The sequence below is a fragment of the Bordetella genomosp. 10 genome (assembly GCF_002261225.1).
Lineage (GTDB): Bacteria > Pseudomonadota > Gammaproteobacteria > Burkholderiales > Burkholderiaceae_B > Bordetella_C.
Genome location: NZ_NEVM01000001.1, coordinates 606386 through 629146 on the forward strand (window position 1 = coordinate 606386; position 22761 = coordinate 629146).

At 69.5% G+C, this 22761-nt stretch carries 16 protein-coding genes and 1 pseudogene; 5 read left to right on the forward strand and 12 right to left on the reverse strand.

Translation table 11 applies throughout. The features are described from left to right. Positions 1-32: 32 nt before the first annotated feature. On the reverse strand, positions 33-395 hold the full coding sequence (gene nirD, locus CAL29_RS02645) for a nitrite reductase small subunit NirD (protein WP_218831796.1): 363 nt from the start codon (positions 393-395) through the stop codon (positions 33-35). Then, positions 392-3004, reverse strand: a complete 2613-nt coding sequence (gene nirB, locus CAL29_RS02650; protein ID WP_094851441.1) for a nitrite reductase large subunit NirB — start codon at positions 3002-3004, stop codon at positions 392-394. The genes nirD and nirB overlap by 4 nt, the downstream gene beginning before the upstream one ends. 503 nt (positions 3005-3507) lie before the next feature. Here nirB and CAL29_RS02655 point away from each other — a divergent pair. Then, on the forward strand, positions 3508-4569 hold the full coding sequence (locus tag CAL29_RS02655; RefSeq protein WP_444979144.1) for an FUSC family protein: 1062 nt from the start codon (positions 3508-3510) through the stop codon (positions 4567-4569). A gap of 796 nt (positions 4570-5365) precedes the next feature. Then, positions 5366-6394 carry an NADP-dependent oxidoreductase gene (locus CAL29_RS02660; RefSeq protein WP_094851443.1) on the forward strand — a complete coding sequence of 343 codons (1029 nt, stop codon included), beginning with the start codon at positions 5366-5368 and terminating at the stop codon, positions 6392-6394. A gap of 23 nt (positions 6395-6417) precedes the next feature. On the opposite strand, the gene CAL29_RS02665 is transcribed toward CAL29_RS02660, so the two are convergent. Genes CAL29_RS02665 through CAL29_RS02685 form a run of 5 tightly spaced genes read right to left on the reverse strand, consistent with a single transcriptional unit; the run spans position 6418 to position 13216 of the window. Beyond that, positions 6418-7995: an efflux transporter outer membrane subunit gene (locus CAL29_RS02665; protein ID WP_094851444.1), complete on the reverse strand. Its 1578-nt coding sequence runs from the start codon at positions 7993-7995 to the stop codon at positions 6418-6420. Positions 7996-8005: 10 nt separating this feature from the next. Further along, positions 8006-9124, reverse strand: coding sequence for an ABC transporter permease (locus CAL29_RS02670; protein WP_179283880.1), 1119 nt, complete (start codon positions 9122-9124; stop codon positions 8006-8008). Between the two features lie 5 nt (positions 9125-9129). After that, a complete protein-coding gene (locus tag CAL29_RS02675) occupies positions 9130-10275 on the reverse strand; it encodes an ABC transporter permease (protein ID WP_094851445.1) in 1146 nt (381 codons plus the stop codon). Then, complete coding sequence (locus CAL29_RS02680) at positions 10272-12203, reverse strand: ATP-binding cassette domain-containing protein (protein WP_094851446.1); 1932 nt, start codon at positions 12201-12203, stop codon at positions 10272-10274. The genes CAL29_RS02675 and CAL29_RS02680 overlap by 4 nt, the downstream gene beginning before the upstream one ends. Next, entirely contained in the window at positions 12203-13216 is a 1014-nt protein-coding gene (locus tag CAL29_RS02685; protein WP_094851447.1) for an HlyD family efflux transporter periplasmic adaptor subunit, read from the reverse strand. Before CAL29_RS02685 ends, CAL29_RS02680 begins: the two co-directional genes overlap by 1 nt. A gap of 188 nt (positions 13217-13404) precedes the next feature. Between CAL29_RS02685 and CAL29_RS02690 the strand changes: the two genes are divergently transcribed. Together CAL29_RS02690 and CAL29_RS02695 are read left to right on the forward strand one after the other, a co-directional pair. Further along, positions 13405-16065 (forward strand): AsmA family protein, encoded by a 2661-nt coding sequence (locus CAL29_RS02690; protein WP_094851448.1) that lies wholly within the window; start codon positions 13405-13407, stop codon positions 16063-16065. Next, on the forward strand, positions 16062-16448 hold the full coding sequence (locus CAL29_RS02695; RefSeq protein ID WP_094851449.1) for an MOSC N-terminal beta barrel domain-containing protein: 387 nt from the start codon (positions 16062-16064) through the stop codon (positions 16446-16448). Before CAL29_RS02690 ends, CAL29_RS02695 begins: the two co-directional genes overlap by 4 nt. A gap of 85 nt (positions 16449-16533) precedes the next feature. Here the strand turns inward: CAL29_RS02695 and CAL29_RS02700 are convergent. The 4 genes and pseudogenes from CAL29_RS02700 to rsmD all read right to left on the reverse strand — a co-directional run. After that, positions 16534-17721, reverse strand: a pseudogene (locus tag CAL29_RS02700) (benzoate/H(+) symporter BenE family transporter); the annotation flags it as partial. Between the two features lie 29 nt (positions 17722-17750). After that, positions 17751-18002, reverse strand: a complete 252-nt coding sequence (locus CAL29_RS02705; RefSeq protein WP_094851451.1) for a YfhL family 4Fe-4S dicluster ferredoxin — start codon at positions 18000-18002, stop codon at positions 17751-17753. A gap of 142 nt (positions 18003-18144) precedes the next feature. Then, the gene (coaD, locus tag CAL29_RS02710) at positions 18145-18648 is read right to left on the reverse strand and encodes a pantetheine-phosphate adenylyltransferase (RefSeq protein WP_094851452.1); all 504 of its coding nucleotides are present in this window, start codon (positions 18646-18648) and stop codon (positions 18145-18147) included. A 53-nt stretch (positions 18649-18701) separates the two neighbouring features. Continuing rightward, positions 18702-19268: a 16S rRNA (guanine(966)-N(2))-methyltransferase RsmD gene (rsmD, locus tag CAL29_RS02715; protein WP_094851453.1), complete on the reverse strand. Its 567-nt coding sequence runs from the start codon at positions 19266-19268 to the stop codon at positions 18702-18704. A 112-nt stretch (positions 19269-19380) separates the two neighbouring features. On the opposite strand from rsmD, the gene ftsY reads away from it, so the two are divergent. Next, positions 19381-20757, forward strand: coding sequence for a signal recognition particle-docking protein FtsY (ftsY, locus tag CAL29_RS02720; RefSeq protein ID WP_373559713.1), 1377 nt, complete (start codon positions 19381-19383; stop codon positions 20755-20757). 91 nt (positions 20758-20848) lie between these two features. On the opposite strand, the gene CAL29_RS02725 is transcribed toward ftsY, so the two are convergent. Then, entirely contained in the window at positions 20849-22597 is a 1749-nt protein-coding gene (locus CAL29_RS02725; protein ID WP_094851455.1) for a CYTH and CHAD domain-containing protein, read from the reverse strand. Positions 22598-22761 lie beyond the last annotated feature (164 nt).

Consider the following 22761-nt stretch of genomic DNA (forward strand, 5'->3'; position numbering starts at 1 on the left):
CTCGGCGCGGACGCGACAGCCGCCGCGGGGATTCACTCCAGGTACACGTCAACCGCTTCTCCTTCCAGCCGCGCGGGCCATACCCGCAGCGCCTGCGCGGCGTCTTCCACGCACTGCCCGTCCCGCAGGCGGAAATGCTGCTTGTACATGGGCGAGGCCACCACCAGCTCGCCGCCCAGGCGGCCGAGGATGCCGCGGCCGATGACGTTGGCGCCGGATTGGGGATCCTTGTTGGCAAGCGCGTAGACCGGCTGCCGGGGCTCGTCGGGCAGGTAGAAAAGGGCGATCTGGTGGCCCTCGACCAGGGCGACGACGCCGGAGCCGGCCACCAGGTCCGCGCGCGTGCAGACGGTGCGCCAGCCGGGAGCGGCGGAGGAAGCGGGCTGGGCGCTCACGATAGGGACTCCTCGATCAAGGGAATGATTCTGCCACCGCCCTGGGCGGTGTTTTCCGCCGCGCCGGCGGCATCCTGCCCGGCGAGGCGTTTCATGTCGGCCGGCCGCTTCTGGCCGCGCTCGTCGACGAAGACGATATCCGGGTCGCCGCCGCGCTGGTTGACGAAGGTGCGGAAGCGCTTGAGCTTTTCCGGGTCCGATAGCGCATTGGCCCATTCGCATTCATAGCTGTCGACCACCGCCTGCATCTGCGCCTCCAGTTCGGCGCCCAGGCCCAGGCTGTCCTCCAGGATCACGTCCTTCAGGTAGTCCAGTCCGCCCTCCAGCGATTCGCGCCAGACCGACGTGCGTTGCAGCTTGTCGGCGGTGCGGATGTAGAACATGAGCAGGCGGTCGATGGCGCGGATAAGGCCCGCGTCGTCGAGATCGGTGGCGAACAATTCGGCGTGGCGGGGCCGCATGCCGCCGTTGCCGCAGACGTACAGGTTCCAGCCGCGCTCCGTGGCGATGACGCCGATGTCCTTGCTCTGCGCCTCGGCGCATTCGCGCGTGCAGCCCGACACCGCGAACTTGAGTTTGTGGGGCGCGCGCAGGCCCTTGTAGCGGTTCTCCAGGTTCAGGGCCATCTTGACGCTGTCCTGCACGCCGTAGCGGCACCACGTGCTGCCGACGCAGGACTTCACGGTGCGCGTGGACTTGCCGTAGGCATGGCCGGTTTCGAAGCCGGCCTCGATCAGTTCGCTCCAGATGTCCGGCAGCTCATGCAACTGCGCGCCGAAGAAGTCGATGCGCTGGCCGCCGGTGATCTTGGTGTAGAGGCCGTATTTCTGGCCGATGCGTCCCAGGGCCACCAGTTTCTCCGGCGTGATCTCCCCGCCGGCGATGCGCGGCACCACGGAGTAGGTGCCGTTCTTCTGCATGTTCGCCATGAACATATCGTTGGTGTCCTGCAGGACCACGCGCTTGGGATCCTGGATGGGCTGGTTCCAGCAGGACGCCAGGATGGAGGCCACGACGGGCTTGCAGATATCGCAGCCCACGCTGCCGCGCCCATGCCGCCGCAGCAGTTCGTCGAAGGAATCGATGGCGCCGACGCGCACCAGCGCATAGAGTTCCTGGCGGGTGTAGGCGAAGTGTTCGCACAGGCTCTTGTCGACCTTGACGCCGCGCCGGGCCTGCTCGTGCTCGAAGACCTGCTTGAGCAGGGCCGCGCAGCCGCCGCAGCCGGTCGAGGCCTTGGTGCAGGCCTTCAGGTCGCCCAGCGTGGCGCAGCCGCCGTCGATGGCCGCGCATACCGCGCCCTTGCTGACGTTGTGGCAGGAGCAGACGACGGCGCCGTCGGGCAGGGCATCGGCGCCCAGCAGGGGCGGCCCGCCGGCGGCGGGCAGGATCAGGCTGGCCGGTTCGGCCGGCGCGGCCATGGCGTTGACCGTGTATTGCAGCAGGGTGTCGTAATAGCTGTTGTCGCCGACCAGGATGGCGCCCAGGACGCGCTTGCCGTCCTCCGAGACCACCACGCGCCGGTAGCTGGCGCCCGCTTCGTCGATGTAGCGGTAGCTGCGCGCGCCCGGCGTGGCGCCTTGCGCGTCGCCGATCGACCCCACGTCCACGCCCAGCAGCTTGAGCTTGGTCGACATGTCGGCGCCCTGGAAGCGCAGGCTGCCGTCGCCGCACAACTGCGACGCCGTCACGCGGGCCATTTGATAGCCGGGCGCCACCAGGCCGAAGATCTGGCCTTCCCACACCGCGCATTCGCCGATGGCGTAGATGTCCGGGTCGCTGGTGCGGCAGCATTCGTCGACCGCGACGCCGCCGCGCGCGCCCATGGCCAGGCCGCCGAGCTTGGGCAATTCGTCGCGCGGCCGGATGCCGGCGGAGAACACCACCAGGTCGGTTTCCAGGGCCTCGCCGCCCACGAAGTTCATGCGATGGCGGTAGCGCTGGCCGGGCTTGATCGATTCGGTGGCACAGGACACGTGCACGTGCACGCCCAGGGCTTCGATGCGCGCGCGCAGCGCCGCGCTGCCCTCGGCGTCGAGCTGCGCCGGCATGAGCCGCGGCGCGAACTCCACCACGTGCGCCTCCAGGCCCAGTTGCCGCAGCGCGTTGGCGGCCTCCAGGCCCAGCAGGCCTCCGCCCACCACCACGCCGCGCCGCGCGCCCGCGGCGGCGGCGCGGATCTGGTCGAGGTCCGCCAGCGTGCGGTAGACCAGGCGGGACGTGCCGTCCGCGCCGTCGACGGGCGGCACGAAGGGATAGGAGCCCGTCGCCAGGATCAGCTTGTCATAGCGCCGCTCGCCGGCGCTGGTGGCCAGCGTGCGCCGGGCGCGGTCCAGCGCCGTGACCTTGACGCCGAGATGCAGGGCCAGGCCCTCGTGCCGGTAATCGGCCTCGCTGCCCAGGCGTAGCGAGGCCGCGTCGCGGCCGGCGAAGTATTCCGACAGATGCACGCGGTCATAGGCGGGCAGCGTTTCTTCGCCGTACACGTCGATGCGGTATCGCGCGAGCGCGCCGTCGGCCACCAGTTGCTCGACGCAGTGATGGGCCACCATGCCGTGGCCGACGATGGCCAGGATGGGACGGTTGGGATCGGGAGAGGGTGCGGTCATGAATCTCTTGCCTGTCGGATGTTGCGCAAAGCCGGATGCGAAAAATAAAAGGCGCCTCGGACCACGGAGGTCCAAGGCGCCTTTGCCTGTCTTGCTGTCGATGCGGATGGCCGGCATGCGCCGGACGGTCGATACGAATAAAGCAATGTCCATGCCAATCGGCGGGGCGGTCACGCGCGAGAGCGCTTTCTCCCGGCGCGGCGCCGTCGCGCGGCCCGGTCACGCCTGCTCATGCGTTGCCATGCGCAGCCATACGCGGCGGCAAGCCGCGCGCGCATGACGCGTCCTGGTGCATGCCTGCCCCACGTTGTGCACTGATCGAGGGCGCGCGGCCGGCGCGGAACGCGGCGGCCCGCGAGGCGCATCGCGTGGATTTGCGTTTAAACCACGCATGAGGCGCGGCCCGGCGCGCCAGGCTTGGTCGGCCTGGGGCCGCGTGCGAAGATAGCTTCAGGTCCCGCGTCAGACGGGCCGCCTCATCCGCCAGTTTGCTTTACCCGAAAATGACGAATCACCCCCTGGTTATCCGGTCCATGCGTTTCGCGCGCCGCCTGTCGCGCCCCCTGATGGATCCGCACAGGCGCTATCAGAACGCAAAGCTCATCCACGCGACGCGCGTCGCGCTCGGCATCCTCATCACCATCGTCTTCAGCTCCATCGCGCAGCTTCCGCATGCGGAGTGGTCGACCATCTCGCTGATCATCGTGATCGGCGGCTTGCAGCATCACGGCAATATCCGCAAGCGCGCGGCCGAACGCGCGCTGGGCACGATCATCGGCGCGGTCTACGGCCTGTTGATCATCCTGCAGCAATCCTATTTCGGACTCTTCCCCTTGACCTACCTGCTCATGGCGGTGGGCTGCGGCGTGTGCGCCTATTACGCCATCGGCAAGGGCGGCTACATCGCGCTGCTGTCCGCGGTGACGCTGGTCATCGTGGCCGGCCACGGCGACAACCAGTTCGACGAAGGCCTCTGGCGCGCGATCAACGTGTTCATCGGCATCGTGGTGGCGCTGTTGCTGTCCTTCGCCTTGCCGCTGTACGCCACCTATTCCTGGCGCTTCAACCTGGCGGACGCCTTGCGCGGCTGCGCGCGCGTCTATGAGCGCATCACGCAGCAGGAAGCGATTTCCAACGAAGCGCACCTGAAGGAAATGGCCCGCCTGGGCAGCGCCCTGGTGCAGTTGCGTTCGCTGATCCCCTCCGTGTCCAAGGAGGTGCACATGCCGGTGGCCAAGCTGGAGAGCATCCAGCGCAGCCTGCGTATCGTGATCAGTTGCCTGGAGATCCTGTCCACGGCCGCGGCGGACCGTTCCGTCGTCGACGCCGCCGGCGCGGCCGCGCCGGCAACGGCCGGCCTGGGGCCCGCGCCGGGAAACCATATCGCCGATGCGCTGTACGGCACGGCGCGGGCGCTGAAGTCCGGCTCGGCGCGCCGCCTGGCGCCGTATGCGCAGGACGCCGCGGGCATGGCCGCCAGCGGCACGGTGGCCGGCATGCTGGCCACCGAGGTCGAGCAGATCCGCGCGACGCTGGCGGGAACGGCGGCGCGCTGGGCGGTCTGACGTCCTGCGTCCTGCATCTTGCGGCATCGTCGCGCGCGGTTTGCGTGCTTGGCGAGCAATGGGTTTCAAGTCGTTGATCTGTAATGCTTAATCCATTTGCTCACCAGGCTGTCCCAAAGCTTGTCCACACAAATTGTTGATAACACGGCGGCGGCGCGGGCTGTCTCGGCTCGAAAGCGGGGCCGGCGTGGCGGATGGCGCATTTCTCTGGCGATTTGCCCGCTTGCTGCGCATTCCTTGCGCAATTCCGGCTCAGGGCGGCCGTTCGAGGACGCCAAACGGGCGCAAAACGCCAACTTGCGACGTTTTCGATCATCATGGCGCAAGTCGCTGAGGGGAAAGGACTTTTCATGTTTCTCCCACGGCTATCCCAAGCCTATCCCAGGGTTTTTCCACACAAAGTGTTGATAACCCCTGTGGGACGGCTGGTGAGGAGGGAGAAATCCACAGCGCATGCATCGATAAGGCGGCCGGGCGTGTCCAAAGGCGCGGGAATGGGCGCGCCGCGCGCCGTTTTCGCTCCGGAACCCCTCCGCGCGCGCATTTGGAGCCATTTCGAGCAGCTCGTTCCAAGTCTTTGAACAGAAACGTATTTTCCGGTTTCTCCCATGGCTATCCCAAGCCTATCCCAGGGCTTTTCCACATAAAGTGTTGATAACCGGGCAGGGGATGCCTTATCCCCAGGGAGCCGGGGAACCGTCCGCCGCCACGATGCCGCGGCGATAAGATGGGAATCGATGCCGCCCCTCGCGCGCGCGGCAAATCCCACATACCGACCGACCCAGAGGAAACCGCCATGCCCGCCACCCCCACGCAGGCCCGTCGCATCGTCCTGGCCGCCCGCCCCCAGGGCGAGCCCAGGGAAACGGACTTCCGCATCGAGACCTTCACGCCCGGCGATCCCGCGCCCGGCCAGGTCCTGCTGGAGAGCCTTTATCTGTCGCTGGACCCCTATATGCGCGGCCGCATGAGCGAGGCCAAGTCCTATGCGCCGAGCCTCGCCGTCGGCCAGACCATCGTCGGCGAAGTCGTGGCGCGCGTGCTGGCGAGCGCGGCGCCCGCGTTCGCGCCCGGCGACCTGGTGCAGGCCCATGCGGGCTGGACGACGCATGCCTTGATGGACGCCAAGGGGCTGGTCAAGATCGATCCCGCCATCGCGCCGGTGGAAACGCGGCTGGGCGTGCTGGGCATGCCCGGCTTCACCGCGTATGCGGGCCTGCGCGAAATCGGCCGGCCGCGCGCGGGCGAGACCGTGGTCGTTGCCGCCGCCAGCGGCCCCGTGGGGTCCCTGGTGGGCCAGTTGGCCAAGCGGGATGGCGCTCGGGTCGTGGGCATCGCCGGCGGCGCCGACAAGTGCGCGTACGTGAAGAAGGAGTTGGGCTTCGACGCGGCGGTCGACCATCGCCGCGACGGCATGGCGCAAGCCCTGGCCGAGGCCTGCCCCGACGGCATCGACGTGTATTTCGAGAACGTCGGCGGCGCGGTATGGGAGGCGGTTTTCCCGCTGCTCAATACCTTCGCCCGCATCCCCGTCTGCGGCCTGATCGCCGACTACAACGGCACCACTTCCCGCCCCGGCGACTTGACGGTGCCGGCCCTGATGCGCGGCGTGCTGAGCAAGCGGCTCACCCTGCGCGGATTCATCAACTACGACCTCGATTCCTATCGCGAGGATTTCCTGCGCGAAGTCGGCGCGGGCCTGCGCGACGGCACCATACGCCATGCGGAAGACATCAGCGAGGGACTGGACAGCGCGCCGGGGGCCTTCATGGGGATGCTGAAGGGCCGCAACTTCGGCAAGGTGCTGGTGCGCCTGGCGCAGTAGGCAAGCGGGCGACGGTTGGCCGTTTACCTGGCCGGCGAGCTGTCCGCGCGCGCGGCGGCACGGGCGGCATCGCCGGAGACGGGCCCGGCGTCCGCGCCGCTTGCCGGGGCGTCCGGCGGCTGCAAGGCGCCGCCGCCCACGGCCTTGTAGATCGCCACCAGGTCCATGCGCAGGCGGCTGTCGCTGTCGGCCAGGTCGCTGCGCGCCTGCAAGTCGCCGCGCTCGGCGTCGAGCTGGGCGAGCAGGTCGGTCATGCCGCGCGCATAGCGGGCGCGCGCCAGGGCATAGGCGTCGGCGCTGCTGGCGGCCTTCTCGCGCAGGCGCGCATTGCGCTGGCGCTCGGCGCCGTAGGCGGTGAGGGCATCGTCGATTTCCTGCCATGCCTTGAGCACCGTGCGCTGGTAATCGACCGCGGCTTCCTGCTGTTGTAGTTCGCGCAACACCACCACCGACCGCCGCCTGCCCATGTCGAAAATGGGCAGGCTCAGCGTCGGGCCGATCTGCCAGTTGCGCGTGCCCCATTCGCCGAAGCGATGGCCCTGGTAGGACTCGTAGCCGAAACCCGCGCCCAGCACGATGCGCGGATAGAGGTCCGCGGTGGCCACGCCGATGTTCGCCGTGGCCGAATGCAGCCGGTACTCGGCGGCGCGGATGTCAGGCCGGCGCAGCGCGACCTGCGAGGGCAGGCCCAGGCTCAGGTCCGGCAGGCCGGCATAGGCGCCGGCTGCCGCGCCGGCCGGCGTGGCCAGCAGCGCGGTCAACTCGCCGGGCCGCGCGCCGGTCAACAGGCCGATCTGGTTGATGGCGGCGGCTTCCTGCGCCCGCAGGCCGGGCAGCCGCGATTGCAGGTCGGCCAGTTGCGTGCGCTGGCGCGTCACGTCGAAATCGTCGATCAGGCCGCCGCGCGCCCGCGCCGCGATCAAATCCAGCGTATCGCTGGCCACGGCGATGTCGCGTTCGACGATGGCGCGCTGGCGCTGGGCCAGCCGCAGCTCGAAATACGCGCGCGCCACTTCGCTCGCCACGGTCAGGCGCATGTCCTGTAGCAAGGCGGCCGCGGCATCGGTGTCGGCGTCGGCCGCTTCGACCGAGCGGCGCACGTGCCCCCACAGGTCCAGTTCCCACGACGCGTCGAAGCCGGCCTGGTGGTCCGTGAAGGGGGAGCTCAAGGCCTTGGCCAACTGGTCGCGCTCCGTGGGCGCCACCAGGTCCAGCATGCGCGTGCCGGCGGCGTACTCGCTGCCGCGTTGCCTCTGGACCGCTGCGTTGGCGTTCACCGCGGGGCCGCGTTGCGCCGCCACCGTATCGCGCTGCGCGCGGCTTTGCGCGAAGCGCAGGGCGGCGCTGCGCAGGTCCGGGCTGGCCGCGACGGCGCGCTGCTGCAACTGGTCCAGCACGGGATCCTGGAATTGCGTCCACCAGTCCGCCGGCAAGGGCGCGGCGCCCACGGCCAGGCCGGCCGTCAGCGACGGGTCGCCGCTGCGCCATGCGGTCCAGTCGTCGGGCGCGGCGGGCGCCGGCGCGTGGAAGTCCGGACCGACGGCGCAGCCCGACAGCAGGCAAAGCACGAAAACGAGGTGTAGCGATGAACGGCGTGTCATGGTGTCTCCCTCAGGCCAGCCGGTGGCGGAACAGCCAGGCGGCCAGCGGCAGGGTCAGCGCGGCGATGCAGGCGAAAGGGATGAAGTCGATCCAGACCGCCTGCAAGCCGGCGCCTTCCAGGTATACCCGCCGCACCAAGTCGATGGCGAAGCGCAGCGGGTTGGCGTAGGTGGCGATCTGCATGGCCAGCGGCATGTTCTTGACCGGCGTGGCCAGGCCCGACAGCAGCACCAGCGGCATCAGCAGGACGAAGGTGTACAGCATGGCCTGCTGCATGTTGGCGGAAACGGCGGAGATCGACAGGCCCAGCCCGACCACCGCGATCGTGAAGCCGAGCAGCCCGGCGCTCAGCGGCAGAAGGCTGCCGGCCATGGGGACGCGGAACCAGAACAGCGAGACCAGCAGGATCAACCCCGACTGCAACAGGCCGATGGCGATGGAGGGCAGGGCCTTGCCGATCATGATCTCCAGCGGCGTATAGGGCGTGACCAGCAACTGGTCGAAGGTGCCCTGTTCGCGCTCGCGCGCCACCGAGAGCGCCGCCAGCATCATGGTCTGGATCATGCTGAGGCTGGCGATCAGGCCGGGCAGTATGCTCCAGCGCGTTTCCTGGTTGGGGTTGAACCAGGTGCGCGCGATGACGTTCACGGGCGGCGCCGCCAGGCCGGCCTGGCTGGCGTTGAAGGCGGCCACCACCGCGCGGATCTGTCCGGCGGCCGTACCCGCGGTGGTGGAGTTGCGGCCGTCGAGGATGAGTTGCAGGGGCGCGGGCGTGCCGGCCGCGAGGCGGTTGGCGAAGTCGGGGGCGAATTGCAGGACCAGCAGGGCCTGGCCCGAATCGATGACCGACGCGATCTGCGAGGACGACTGCAAGGTGGCCACGCGATGGAACACGCCGGTGCCGTCCAGGCGCGCCAGCAGTTCGGTGGACTCCTGGCTGCGGCTCTGGTCGACCACCGCGTACGGGACGTTGGTCAGGTCGAAGGTCGCGGCGTAGCCGAACAGCAGGCTTTGCAGCAGCGGCGGCACCACCAGGATCACGCGGCTGGCGGGGTCCTTCAGGATGGCGAGAAATTCCTTCTGGCAGAGATTGCCCAGGTGGCGCAGGAAGGCGAGCAGGGTAGCCATGGCCGTCAGTCCAGTTTTTTCCGGGTCAGGACGCGCGCCAGTCCCAGCAGCACGACGGCATAGCCGGCCAGGATCACGCAGTCCTTGACGATCAGCGGCCAATAGTTGCCGGCCAGGAACAGGGACTTCACCAGCTCCATGAAATACGTGGCCGGCAGCAGGTGCCCGATGATGTTGACCGCCGCGGGAACGTTGCGCAGGTCGAAAACGAAGCCGGACAGCATCATGGCCGGCAGGAAGCTGGCGAGGATGGCGATCTGGCTGGCGAGGAACTGGTTCTTGGTGAAGGCCGAGATCAGCAGGCCGATGCCCAGGGCCACGAACATGTACAGCATGGAGCCCAGCAGCAGGGCGAGGATGGAGCCATGGACGGGCACGTCGAACAGCAGGCGCGCCGCCAGCAGGCACAAGGCCAGGCCCAGCAGGCCGACGCCGAAGTAGGGGATGATCTTGGCGATCAGGATCTCCACGGGCCGCACCGGCGTGACGAAGAGCGCCTCCAGCGTGCCGCGCTCCCACTCGCGCGCCATCACCAGGGCGGTCAGGAAGGTGCCGATCAGCGTCATGATCAGGACGATGAGGCCGGGCACCAGGTACCAGGTGCTGTTGTTGGCGGCGTTGAACCACAGGCGGTCGACCACCTCCACGCTGCCGGCCTGCGTTGCCGGCGCGTCGCCGCGCGCCTGGCGCTTCTGCATCCACGTCGCCACCGCGCCTTCCACGTAGGCCTGCACCGCCAGCGCGCGGGTGGGATCGGCGCCTTGCAGCAGGGTTTGCAGCACGGCGTCGCCCGTGGCCAGGCGGCGCGCGAAGTCGCTGGGGATGTAGAGCAGGGCGTCGGCCTGCTGCGCGTTCATGATGCGGCGGCCTTCCTGCAGGCTGCGGACCGCGCGCGCCGTGAGGAACGGCGAATGCGCGAGAGTGGCCTGGATTTCATGGGCGGGCGGCGAACTGTCCTCCATCACCACCACGACGTCGGCGTCCTTCACGTCCAGCGACAAGCCGTAGCCGAAGATCAGGATCAGCACGATGGGCAGGCCGATGCCGATCAGCAGGTTGCTGCGGTCGCGCAGCAACTGGCGGAATTCCTTGCGGGTGAGGGACCAGAGGCGGCGCCAGAAGCCGCCTTGCGGCTGGCGCGAGGCGGTCATGCGGCGGCTCCCTTGGGTGGCTCGGGCGGGAGACCGGCGTGGGGGCCGTTGCCGCCGTCCGCCGCCGGCCGCGCCCGCCTTTCCGCGTCGCGCCGCTGCGAGCGCCCCTGCTCGACGATGCCGATGAAGGCCTGCTCCATGTCCAGCTTGTGTGCCGGGGTTTCGCCGGCCTGCGCGCGGACTTCGGCTGGCGTGCCCAGCGCCAGCAGCTTGCCGGCGTCCTGGATGACGATGCGGTCGCAATACTCCGCTTCTTCCATGAAGTGGGTGGTGATGACGATGGTCGTGCCGGTTTCCGCCAGCGCCGTGATGCGGCGCCAGAACGCGCGCCGCGCGAGCGGGTCGGCGCCGCTGGTCGGTTCGTCGAGGAACAGGATTTCCGGTTCGTGCAGCAGGCCGACGGCCATCGCCAGGCGCTGCTTGACGCCGCCGGGCAGGTGGCCGGCCGGCATCCGCAGCAGGTCCGACAACTGGAACTGGCCGGCGACCTCGGCCATGCGGTCGCGCAGGCGCGCGCCGGACAGGCCGTAGGCGCCGCCGAAGAAGCGCAGGTTCTCGTAGGCGGAGAGATTGCCGTACAGCGCGAACTTCTGCGAGACGTAGCCGATGCGGCGGCGCGCCTGCGCGCGGGCCTTGCGCATGTCCAGGCCCGCCACCTGGGCGTAGCCGCTGCTGGCGGGCAGCAGGCCGCACAGCATGCGGAAGGTGGTGGTCTTGCCCGCGCCGTTCGGGCCCAGCAGGCCGAAGATCTCGCCGCGCGCCACGCTGAAGCTGGTGCGGTCCACCGCGGTGAAGTCGCCGAACTTGCGCACCAGGTCGCGCACCTCGATGGCGGGGCCGTTGCCGTTATTGTCGTGGCTGTCCCTGTCGCGCGCGGAGACGCCGGAAGGCGCGGTCTCCGGCGGCCCGTCCGATCCGACGGATGCCGCGCCTTCCAAGGCCTCGCCGCCGTCGCCGCGCGTGCGCAGCAGCACCATGAAGCCATCCTCCAGCCGGGCGTCCACGGGCCGCAGGCGCTCGGCCGGGAATCCCAGCCGGTCGGCGTCCGCCCGATCGCGCAGGATGAGCCGGACTTCGCCGCCCTGGGGCACCGCGTCGACGATGGCGTCGGCGCGGTCCAGCAGACTGGCTTGCAGCTCGCGCACGGGCCGCCCGTCGGGCGGCGCGACGACGAAGCACCGGCCGCTCGCATGGTGGCTGATGTCCCCGGGCTGGCCGGCGGCCAGCACCCGGCCTTCGTGCAGCACGTAGACTTCGCCGCAGCGTTCCGCCTCGTCCAGATACGCCGTCGTCATCAGCACGGACAGGCCTTCCGCCTCGACCAACTGCTGCACGATCTCCCACAGTTCCCGCCGCGACAGCGGATCCACGCCCACCGTGGGCTCGTCCAGCAGCAGCAGGTCGGGGGAGCGCACCAGCGTGCAGGCCAGGCCCAGCTTCTGCTTCATGCCGCCGGACAGCTTGCCCGCGGGCCGGGCGGTGAAGCGCGCCAGGTCGGTCATCTCGAGGAGTTGGGCATAGCGGTCGCGCCGCTCCTCGACGGCCACGCCGTGCAGGTCGGCATACAGGTCGAGGTTTTCCTGCACGCTCAGGTCTTCGTACAGGCCGAAGCGCTGCGGCATGTAGCTGATGCGGTTCTGGATGGCCTGCGGCTCCCTGGCGGCATCCAGCCCCAGCACGCGCAAGGCGCCGCTGTCGGCACGCATGAGGCCGGCGGTCAGGCGCAGGAAGGTGGTCTTGCCCGCGCCGTCCGGGCCGACCAGCGCCGTCAGGGCGCGGGCGCGCACGCGCAGCGAGACGTCGGCCAGGGCCTGCACGTGGCGGCGCGCCTCTTTTTCATAGAAGCGCTTGTGCACGCCGCTGGCCTCGACGGCGTAGTCGCCGCCGCCCGTGGCCGTATCCGGAGGAGCCTGGACGCTGGCCGTCATCAGCGCTGCGCGGGCGTGTTGGCGGCCTGCCGTTGCAGCACCACCGTGGCCGGCATGCCCAGGCGCAATTCATCGCGCGGATCGTCCACCAGCACGCGCACCTCGTACACGAGATCGGTGCGCAATTCCTCGGTCTGCACGCTCTTGGGGGTGAACTCCGCGACCGACGAGATATAGCCGATGCGTCCCGACAGCGCGCGCTTGCCCGCGCTGTCGGTGTAGACGTCGGCGTGCATGCCGCCGCGCACGAAGCCCAACTGGGTTTCGTTGACATAGGCGCGCACCCATTTCGGGTCGGTCAGCGCCAGCGTGTAGACCGCCCGCTGCGGCGACGCCATGTCGCCGGGTTCCAGCAGGCGGGCGCGCACGACCCCGTCGCGCGGCGCCAGCAGTTGTCCGAGATCGATCTGGTGTTGCAGCAGGGCGGCCTGGGCCTCGGCGGCGCGCAGGCTGGCCTGCGCCTGGGCAATGTCTTCCTGGCGCGGACCGATCTGCGCGAGCTTCAGGGACTTGCGGCGGTCTTCCAGATTGGCCTGGGCCACGCGCAACTGCGCCACCGCGTTGTCGATGTCCTGCTTGCTGACGCCGCGGCCGTTGGTGTCCGCCGCCACGCCGCGCAACCGGCGCAGTTGCTGCGCGGCCAGTTCGGCCTGGGCTTCGGCGGCGCCCGTCTGGGCCTTGGCCTGCTCCACCTCTTCCGGGCGGGTGCCGTTGCGCAGGCGCGCCAGCGCTTCCCGCTGCGCCTCGGCCTGGGCCCGCACCTGCGCCAGTTGCAGCGCCAGGGTGCGCGTGTCCAGCACCGCCAGCACCTGTCCGGCCTTGACCTTGTCGCCTTCCTCCACGCGCACTTCGCGCACCCGCTCGCTGCCTTCGAAGGCCAGCGAAACCTGGCGGATGTCGATATTGCCGTAGAGGGTAATGCGGTTGTCGTCGGTGGCGGGCCGCAGCCACATCCAGAGACCGGCGGCCACGGCCGCCACGAGAATCACGCAGACAACGACGGTTTTTTTCATCCAGCCATATCCGTTCGAAGACCCAGAGCCATTTTCAGTCGAGTCCGCTGGTCGGGCTCTGAAAACAGATGCCACTATGAATGAATCACGTGGGCCGATTTGTTACGATACCCTTTTTCCGCGGCCAGTATGGCCGCGTGTCGTTTGGGCATTGAGCAGGACTTATTGTCCGGATTTAAGCAGAGCCGATGAAGACCTGGATCAAACGCATCGTATTGGCCCTGGCCATCCTGGTGGCGGTAGTGGTAGCCGCCGCGGCGGTGTTCGTCCTGACGTTCGATCCCAACGCCTATAAGGCGCGGCTGCAGGAAATGGTGAGCCAGCGCTTCCACCGCACGCTGATCATCGACGGCGACATCGACATGACGCTGTTTCCCACGCTGGGCCTGACCCTGCAGGGCGTCTCGTTGACCGAGCCAGGCCGCGACGAGCTGTTCGCGTCCATCGAGGACGCCCAGGTTTCCGTCGCCATCTGGCCGCTGCTATCGAAGAAGCTGGTCATCGACCATTTGACCTTCAGCGGGGTCAAGGCGCGCGTGGTGCGCGACAAGCAGGGCCGCTTCAACTTCGAGGACCTGGTGGGCGGTCCGGCGCCGGTTGCCGATGCGGACAATGTTCCGGGGGCCGGCGACGCGGCGCCATCGGCAGCGGATACGCCGGCCGCCGCGCCCGGCGCCGCGCAGAGCGCCGCCGGGGCCGCCGCCGGTCTTGGGCAGGCCGCGGCCGACGCCGGCGGCGCCTCGCCCATGGTCGGCGGCATGCGCATCGACATCGCCGGCGTCGACCTCAAGGACGGCGAGCTGCAATTGCAGGATGACCGCTCCGGCCTGGCGCTGGCGATAACGCAACTGGAAGCGACCACGGGCCGCGTGGCGTACGACCGTCCTTTCCCCGTGCAGTTGTCCGCCCATTTGCAGGGCACGGCGCCGGCGGTGGACGCCGACCTGACCGGGCAGGCGAAGCTGAGCCTGAACCCGGCCGGCCCCCGCTACGCCGCCGAGGACATGAACCTGCGCCTGAGCGGCCGCCTCGGCGACGCCCAGGCCAAGTCCCTGACCGCGCGCGGCAAGCTGGGCTTCGATAGCGGCAAGCTGGAGGCCGCCGGCCTGGAACTGGTGTTCGAGGGCGACCTGCGCGACCCGGCGCGGCCCTTGTCCAACGTCGACGCCAGCATCGCGGCGCCGGCGCTGATGTTCGATTCGGCCCGGCATGAAATGCGCTGGGAGAAGCTGACGGTGCGGGCCAAGGGCGCCGCGCCGGACGGTCCCTTCGAGCTGGCGGTGGATGCGCCGGCCTTGAGCGTTTCGCCGTCAGGCGCCAGCGGCGCGGCGCTGGGCGGCCGCCTGCGGCTCAACGGCGGCGACAGCGTGGACCTGCGCTTCGGTCTCAAGGGCATCGGCGGCAACGCCGAGGCGCTGAGCGTGGAGGAGGTCAAGGCGCAGGCCACGATTTCATACGGCGCCCGCGCCGCGCGGCCAGCGTCCGCCGATGCCGCGCCGACGGCCAGCGTCGCGCCGGCGCGCGCGGGCGGCAAGCCCGGGACGCGCGAAGTCGCCGTTACGCTCGCCTCGCCGCTGACGCTGGACCTGGCGCACCGCGCTGGCGCGTTGCCGGCCGTGCAGGGCAATATCGCCATCACCGATCCCGGCCTGCCGCAAGGCGCCATGCAGATTCCCCTGACCGGCGCCCTCAGCGCGGACCTGGCCAAGGACTCGGCCGAGGCGGCGCTCAATGCGCAGTTGGAAGGCGGCAAGTTCGACCTGAAGACCAGCGTCGCGCAACTGACCGCGCATCCCGCCATCACGTTCGCGCTGGCGGTCGATCAACTGGACCTGGACAAGCTGGCCCCGGCCGGCGGCGCGATACTCGGCGCGCCGCGGCCGCCCGCGGGCGATCCGGCGGGCAAGGGCGCGGGAGAAGCACAGGCGCCTGCCAGCGCGCCGGAAACGGACAAGGTGGACTTCAGCGCGCTGGCCGGCATGAGCGCCAAGGGCAGCGTCTCCATCGGAACGCTGGTGGCGCGCGGCCTGCATGCCGATACCGTCCGCGCCAACGTGGCGCTGGCGCGCGGCAAGCTGGACCTCGGCGGCCTGTCCGCCGCGCTGTACGGCGGCAAGCTGGCGGGCGCCTTCTCGGTCGATGCCGCGCGCGAGAACGCCATGAGCGCGCGCCTGAATCTGAACGGCGTGGCGATCGGGCCCCTGCTTGCCGACGTGGCCGGCCGGCGCGCCCTGACGGGCACCGGCGACGTGGCGCTGGACCTGAAGACCCAGGGCGCCGACGTCCCGGCCCTGAAGCGTCAATTGTCCGGCACCGCGCAACTGCGGGTGCGCGATGGCGCCGTGCAGGGCATCAACGTCGGGCAGGTCCTGCGCGACGTCAAGGCGCTGGTGCTGTCGGGCAAGCGCGAGGACAGCACGGAGGTGCAGGCCGACGCCTCGCGCGAAACTGCGTTCTCGCGCCTGGACGCGGACCTGGCCTTCGCCAATGGCGTCGGCACCTTCAAGTCTCTGGCGCTGGTTTCGCCGCTGCTGCGCGTGACCCAGGGATCGCCCGCCCGCATCGACGTCGGCGCGGACACGGTCGACCTGGTGGCGCAGGTCCGCATCGCCGATGCGCCGCCGCGCGCCGAAGGCCTGGACGAATTGCGCGGCCTGGGCGTGCCGGTGCACGTCCACGGGCCTTACGATCATTTGAGCTATCGCGTCGATTGGCGCGCCATGGCCGGCGACCTGGCCGCCCGCGCCCTGCAGCGCGGCCTGAAGGACGCCCTCAAGCACAAGCATGGCAAGTCGGAAGAACGACTCCAGGATCTGGGTAAGGTATTGAAAGGAATCACGGGGAAATGAGCACACCCATCCATCATCCGGTGGCCCATTGCGGCGGCACCGACAACCCGCAGGCGGCCGCCTACGAACGGCGCTGGCTGCTGGTGCATTCCGGCGGCCAATGGCTGACGCAAGACATCTGTCCGCGCCTGGCGGAAATCGAGGTGGAATTGCGTTTCGGCTATCTGGTGCTGCGCGCGCCGGGCATGCTGCGCATCGACATTCCGCTCGACGTCATCGAGGACGACGACAGCGTGCGCGAAGCCATCATGGTGGGCACGCAGGCGGTGGACGTGGTGGACGAGGGCGAACTGGCGGCCGCCTGGGTCTCCAACTATGCCGGCATCCCCTGCCGGCTGATGAAAGTGCATCCGGAGATGGGGCCGATCGACTGGCCGGCGTGATCCGGCGCTAGCGTTCCGCTTCGGCAGCGTCGGCTGACGCGGGCGTCAGCGCCGGCGTCGTCTGCGCCGGCGCAGGCACGGCGCGCCGGCGCGGGGCGAGCAGCGCATGCGCCAGCAGGCCCGCCGCCAGGCCCCAGAAGGCCGAACCGATGCCCCAGAAGCTCATGCCCGATGCCGTGGCCAGCACGGTGATGAGGGCCGCCTCGCGGCTTTCGGCGTGCTGCATCGCGCTGGCCAGGCCGCCCATGATGGGGCCCAGCAGCGCCAGCCCAGCCAACGCCGCGATCAATGCCGGCGGCAAGGCCTGAAAAAACACGGCCACCGCGCCGGCGGCCACGCTCAGCACTACGTAGCTCACGCCGTAGGTGACGGCGGCGACATAGCGCCGGCCGGGGTCGGGATGCGATTCATGGCCCGCGCAGATCGCCGCGATGATGGCGGCCAGCGTGACGCTGTGCGCGCCGAAGGGCGCGGCCAGCAAGCCCACGCCGCCGCTGACCGCGATGAGGCGCGAGGCCGGCACGCGATAGCCCGCGGCCTGCAAGATGGCCAGGCCGGGCAGGTTCTGCGAGGCCATCGCCACCACGAACAGCGGCAGCGCCAGGCTGATCGCTCCGCGCCAGGTGAATTCCGGCGTGGTCCAGACGAATTGCGTCAATTCCCAGCCGCCCGCGTCGAAACGCAGCACGCCGCGCGAGGCCGCGACGGCCAGGCCGCAGGCCAGCACCGCCAGGATGGCGTAGCGCGGCGCCCAACGCTTGCACAGCAGGTAGGCCAAGCCCATGGGCAGGACCAGCCATGCTTCCTTGCCCATCGCGCCGAACACGCCGATGCCGAAGTTCAGCAGCACGCCGGCCAGCATGGCGGCCGCGATCTGCGGCGGAATGCGCCGCGCGATGGGATCGACCCAGCCGAGCAGGCCGCAGGCCAGGGCCAGCGCCGCCGCCAGCACGAAAGCGCCGACCGCCTCGCCGAAGGGCACGCCGGCCAGCGCGCTGATCAGCAGGGCCGCGCCGGGCGTGGACCAGGCCAGCACGACGGGCACGCGCAGGCGCAGGCTGAGCCAGGCGCCGCCCAGGCCCAGGGCCAGGCAGATGGAGCCCAGCCAGGATCCGATGCGCGCCGGGTCCAGGCCGGCGCTATGGCCAGCCTGCACCATCAGCACCGCCGTGCCGCCGAAGCTCACCAGCACGGCGACCAGGCCGGCGACGACGGCCGACAGCGACATGTCGCCGCGGCGCGAGAGCGGAAGGGAGGTGCGGGGGGATGTCATTCGGGCGGCGGGCGTGGCCGGGGCCTGGGTCAGCGCGGCGCCGTCAGGCGATGGTACTTGGCCATCAAGGCTTCCTGGCCTTCGTGCCATTGGGGATGCAGTTCGATGCATTCCACGGGACAAACGACCTTGCATTGCGGCTCATCGTAGTGGCCGACGCATTCGGTGCATTTGTCCGGGTCGATGACGTAATAGTCCTCACCCATGGAAATCGCTTCGTTCGGGCACTGGGGCTCGCAAACGTCGCAATTGATGCATTCCTCGGTGATTTTCAGGGCCATGGAGATGGGCGCCCGCGGTACCCGGCGAGGGTGGGCAGGCGCCTGCGCAAGTAAGGGCAATAAGGGGATTGTAATCCCCGCGTCGCCCCGGCCTCCGAAGCGACCCTGCCGCCGGCGTGGGTAGAGGCGCCGGCGGCGCCGGTCAGCCCTGCCAGGTCTGTTCGCGGCGTTGCTTGGCCTTTTCCTGCAGCCAGCGCTCGACCGAGGGGAAGACGAACTTGCTGACGTCGCCGCCCAACTGGGCGATTTCCCGCACGATGGTGCCGGAGATGAACTGGTACTGGTCCGACGGCGTCATGAACAGCGTCTCGACGTCCGGCAGCAGGTGGCGGTTCATGCCGGCCATCTGGAATTCGTATTCGAAGTCGGAGACGGCGCGCAGGCCGCGCACGATCACGCGGCCGTTCTGCTCGCGCACGAAATCCTTGAGCAGGCCGCCGAAGTTTTCCACGCGCACGTTGGGATAGTGGCCCAGCACTTCGCGCGCGATGGCCACGCGCTCGTCGATGCTGAAAAAGGGTTTCTTGTTGCGGCTGTGCGCGATGCCCACGACGACTTCGTCGAACAATGTGGCAGCGCGGCGAACCAGATCTTCATGACCGCGCGTGAGCGGATCGAACGTGCCGGGGTATACAGCGATGATCATGCGACCTCCCTCGTTTTATAGGTATGTCATCTCTCCGAACGGCGATTATTGACCTATTTCCGCAATGCAGCAAATTGCAGCAGGTGGTAGTGCACCGCGCCGGCTTTGTCCTGACGCAATAATTCGAAATTTTCGGGCGCTTCGAGGGCGTTTTCGCTCTCAGCGTACACCAAGGCGTTCTCGGTGAGGATGCCCGGCAGCAGGGGCCAGATGCGGGGCAGCCAATCCTGGCCGAAAGGCGGGTCCAGCATGACCAGGTCGTAGCGGGTGGCGTCCATGCGTCGCAGCGTGTCCAGGGCGTCGCCGGCGTGGATGCGGATCCGCGTGGCGCCGAGCTTGTCGCGCACCGTCCGCAGGGCGGACAGGGCGGCGCGGTCGCGCTCCACCATCTGCACGTGGGCGGCGCCGCGCGAGGCGGCTTCGAAGCCTAGCGCGCCGCTGCCGGCGAAGAGGTCCAGCACCGATTTGTCGTCGTAGCGGTTGTCCCAGAAGTGGTTCAGCCAGTTGAACAGGGTCTCGCGCACCCGGTCGGGGGTGGGGCGCAGGCCGGCGGCGTCGACGACGGCGATGGGGGTGCGCCGGTAAAGGCCACCGACGATGCGAATATACTTGTTCACCATGTTTGAAAAATTCAACTTCTTCAAGAAAAAAAAGCCCGCGCCGGACGTTCAGACGCCCGCCGAGCCCGTAGCCGACGCGCCGCCCGCGCAGGTCCCCGAGCAAGCCGCCCCGGTGCCTCCGGCGCCCGCGTCCGTGCCTGCTTCCTCACAGCCTGCGCCGGTGCCGTCTGCGCCTGCTTCCACACCGCCTGCATCGGTGCCGCCCACGTCCGCGCCAGTGTCTGCACAGTCTGCACCGGTGCCACCTGCGTTTTCGCCCAGTTCTGCGCGACCTGCGGCAGCGCCGTCCGGCGCCACCCCGGCGACGGAAACTCGTAGTCCGGCCGCTGGCAGCCAGGCTGCCGCCGGCCTCCCGGCCGGAAGCGCCGCGTCACCGCCTGCTCCGGCATCGGTCGCCGCGGAGCCCGTGACGGCATCGGCCGTCCAGACGCCTAGCGCCGCATACGTAGCGCCGGCCTCGGGGCAGCCAGCCCCGCCCATGGCCCCGGTCACGCCGCCCGCCGCGCCGCCGGTCACGCCGTCCACCGTAGCTCAGCCCGAGCCGTCGCCTGCCGCCCCTGCCGAGGCGGCGCCCGCCAAGACCTCCTGGCTGAACCGCCTGAAGAAAGGCCTTGCGCGTACCGGCCAGAGCATAGGCGGCCTGTTCGTCGGCGTGAAGGTCGACGAAAACCTGTTCGAGGAACTGGAATCGGCGCTCATTATGGCCGATGCCGGCCTGGAGGCGACCGAGAAGCTGCTCACCGCGTTGCGCGCCCGCGTCAAGAAAGACCGCATCGAGGACCCCGCCAAGGTGCGCGACGCCTTGCGTGAATTGCTGGCCGATCACCTGCGTCCGCTGGAGCGCCGCTTCGACGTCACCCGCGCCAAGCCGCTGGTGGTGATGATCGCCGGCGTCAACGGCGCCGGCAAGACCACGTCCATCGGCAAGCTGGCCTATACCTTCCAGCAGCAGGGCGCCAGCGTGCTGCTGGCCGCCGGCGATACCTTCCGCGCCGCCGCGCGCGAGCAACTGATGCAATGGGGCGCCCGCAACAACGTGACCGTCATCGCGCAGGAGGGCGGCGATCCGGCCGCCGTGGCCTTCGACGCCGTCAATGCCGGCCGCGCCCGCGGCGCCTCGGTGGTCATGGTCGACACCGCCGGCCGCCTGCCGACGCAACTGCATCTGATGGAAGAGCTGAAGAAAATCCGCCGCGTGATCGGCAAGGCCGACGCCAACGCGCCGCACGAGGTGCTGCTGGTGATCGACGGCAACACCGGCCAGAACGCGCTGGCGCAGATCCGCGCCTTCGACGCCGCCATCAACCTTACCGGCCTGGTGGTCACCAAGCTGGACGGCACCGCCAAGGGCGGCACGCTGGCCGCCGTGGCCGCGGGCAGCCAGGGCGTGCGCCCGGTGCCGGTCTACTGGATCGGCGTGGGCGAAGGCCTGGAAGACCTCCAGCCCTTCGTCGCCGACGAATTCGCCGGCGCGCTGTTGGCGGGATAACTCGCGGAAGGGGGCCGGACCGCGGAATGGTCCGGCCGCCGGCCGGATTCGGATATCCATCTCGATATCCATTCCGGCGCCGGTATGCCGCCTATTTCCAGAATTCCTTCGCGTGTCCGAATTGCTTGAACGCGCGTTCGGCCTTGGCCACCAGTTCTTCCTGACGCGCGCTGATCCAGCCCAGCGCGAACCACGCCTGCGGATACTGCACGCTCCATTGGCGATAAAGATCGTGCGCCACGGACAGGTCGTTCATTTCCCCCAGCACGTCCTGCACGGCGGCCAGGCGGATCTTGTAGTCGCGCACCTTGGCGGCCGGCAGCAGCGACTCCGTGAAATTCAACCCGTAGCGCAGCCGCTTGGCCCGCTTGCGCAAGGCATGGCGGCTGGGGATGTCCAGCGCCGCGAAGTGCCGGCCCTCGTGCAGGACGCGGCGATGCCATTTACGCAGGCGCGCGGCCAGCAGGTCGTGCAGCGTGGGCGGCGTTTCCTGTTCCGGCGGCACCAGCGGAATGATGGACGGGACGATCTGCGGCGCGTGGGTGCTGTCCCAGTCGACCGGGGCCGGTACGGCGCCGGCGGCCTCGGCGGCGCGCAGGGCTTGCGCGGCGGCATCCTCGCCGGTCAGGCCCAGCGTGGTTGCCGCTTCGTCGCCCGCCGTCACGCCGTTGGCCGCAATGGCGTCGGACGACGGGGAGGCGGCGCCGGCCAGCCCGCTGGCCGGTCCGGTGGCGGCGGCCGGCACGTCCAGGCTCCATTCCAGCATGTCCAGCAGCCAGCCCTGGAATTCCGGGCTGGCGGCGATCTCGCGCGAAGGCGCGGAAGGCGGCGGCGCTTCCATCGGGAAGGTCGGCATGCCGGCGCGGACCAGGGCGGGGATGATGCTCTCCTGCAATACGTCCTGGTCGCGATTGGCGCCGAAGGCGGCGAAGAAGGTCCGTATGCCTTCCTGCAGCGGCGCCGGCGGCAGCCCCGCCCAGCCGTCGTACAGGCGCCAGGCCGAGCGCAGCCGGCGCATGCCCACGCGCAACTGGTGCACGTGTTCGGGGTTGCCGGCCTTGCGGATGCCGTCGGTGTCGACTTCGGCCAGGACGGCCGCGTTGCGGATGATCTGGTCCAGGCACTCGGCCGCGACCGCCCCCAGCGCCTGGGCTGGCGACATGGCCGGGTCCAGGCGCACGTTGCGCGCGCCGGTGCTGGTCCAGAATTCATCGATGGCGGCGGCGCGGGCCTCGTCGTCCTGCAAGCCGTCCAGGGTGTGGGCCAGGCGCGCCAGGCGGTCGCCGCGCTCGGATTTGCTGCGCGCGTCCATCACCAGCCCGTGGCGGCGCAGCCAGGCGCGAGCCGCGGTGAACAGCGCGGCGGGCTTGCCCGACATCAGCTCGAACTCGATCTCGCTGATCGGTAGTTCCAGCGCGCCGGCGCGCAGTAAGCCGCGGTCGTAGGCGATTTCCACCGTGCCCTGGCGGTTGCGCACCTTGCGGATCAGGCGCGTGACGTCCGTCTCGTAGCGCAGGCCCAGCTCGCCCTTCAGGCCGGCCAGGGTGGCTTCCACCTCCGTGCCGGCATAGACCGAAAGGTCGAGGATGGGGCCGGGCCGGGGGTGATTGAGCTCGATGCGGGTAATCGCGTTGTTACCCGGCGTCTTCAGCGTCTGCACCCAGACATTGCCTTCGCGGCGCAGGCGTATCGCCACCCGGGCGCGGGCCAGCTCGCGGTCCGGCGTGTCGAAATACATCGCATGCAGGCGAATGCGGCTGGCGTCGCGCTGTTTGACTTCCTGCTCCAGGGCCTTGCGCGCGGCGGCGGGCACGTGAAGTTTCAATTCCTGTTCCGACATGACGCTCCGGGAAACGATAAAAAAAGCCCACAAACCACCGCGCGGCTGACGCCGCTTGCTCTCCCCCAATGGGGGCCGCAACCCTCGGTGCCCATCCAGGGCGTAGCGGAGCCGGCTTTGCCGGTCCGCCAACGCCGCCCCCTTGAGGGGGCCCGCGAAGCGGG

Coding starts and splice junctions, on each gene's coding strand:
- nirB (WP_094851441.1), bottom strand. CDS start 3,004: ATGACCGCACCCTCTCCCGATCCCAACCGTCCCATCCTGGCCATCGTC.
- CAL29_RS02655 (WP_444979144.1), top strand. CDS start 3,508: ATGACGAATCACCCCCTGGTTATCCGGTCCATGCGTTTCGCGCGCCGC.
- CAL29_RS02660 (WP_094851443.1), top strand. CDS start 5,366: ATGCCCGCCACCCCCACGCAGGCCCGTCGCATCGTCCTGGCCGCCCGC.
- CAL29_RS02665 (WP_094851444.1), bottom strand. CDS start 7,995: ATGACACGCCGTTCATCGCTACACCTCGTTTTCGTGCTTTGCCTGCTG.
- CAL29_RS02670 (WP_179283880.1), bottom strand. CDS start 9,124: ATGGCTACCCTGCTCGCCTTCCTGCGCCACCTGGGCAATCTCTGCCAG.
- CAL29_RS02675 (WP_094851445.1), bottom strand. CDS start 10,275: ATGACCGCCTCGCGCCAGCCGCAAGGCGGCTTCTGGCGCCGCCTCTGG.
- CAL29_RS02680 (WP_094851446.1), bottom strand. CDS start 12,203: ATGACGGCCAGCGTCCAGGCTCCTCCGGATACGGCCACGGGCGGCGGC.
- CAL29_RS02685 (WP_094851447.1), bottom strand. CDS start 13,216: ATGAAAAAAACCGTCGTTGTCTGCGTGATTCTCGTGGCGGCCGTGGCC.
- CAL29_RS02690 (WP_094851448.1), top strand. CDS start 13,405: ATGAAGACCTGGATCAAACGCATCGTATTGGCCCTGGCCATCCTGGTG.
- CAL29_RS02695 (WP_094851449.1), top strand. CDS start 16,062: ATGAGCACACCCATCCATCATCCGGTGGCCCATTGCGGCGGCACCGAC.
- CAL29_RS02705 (WP_094851451.1), bottom strand. CDS start 18,002: ATGGCCCTGAAAATCACCGAGGAATGCATCAATTGCGACGTTTGCGAG.
- coaD (WP_094851452.1), bottom strand. CDS start 18,648: ATGATCATCGCTGTATACCCCGGCACGTTCGATCCGCTCACGCGCGGT.
- rsmD (WP_094851453.1), bottom strand. CDS start 19,268: ATGGTGAACAAGTATATTCGCATCGTCGGTGGCCTTTACCGGCGCACC.
- CAL29_RS02725 (WP_094851455.1), bottom strand. CDS start 22,597: ATGTCGGAACAGGAATTGAAACTTCACGTGCCCGCCGCCGCGCGCAAG.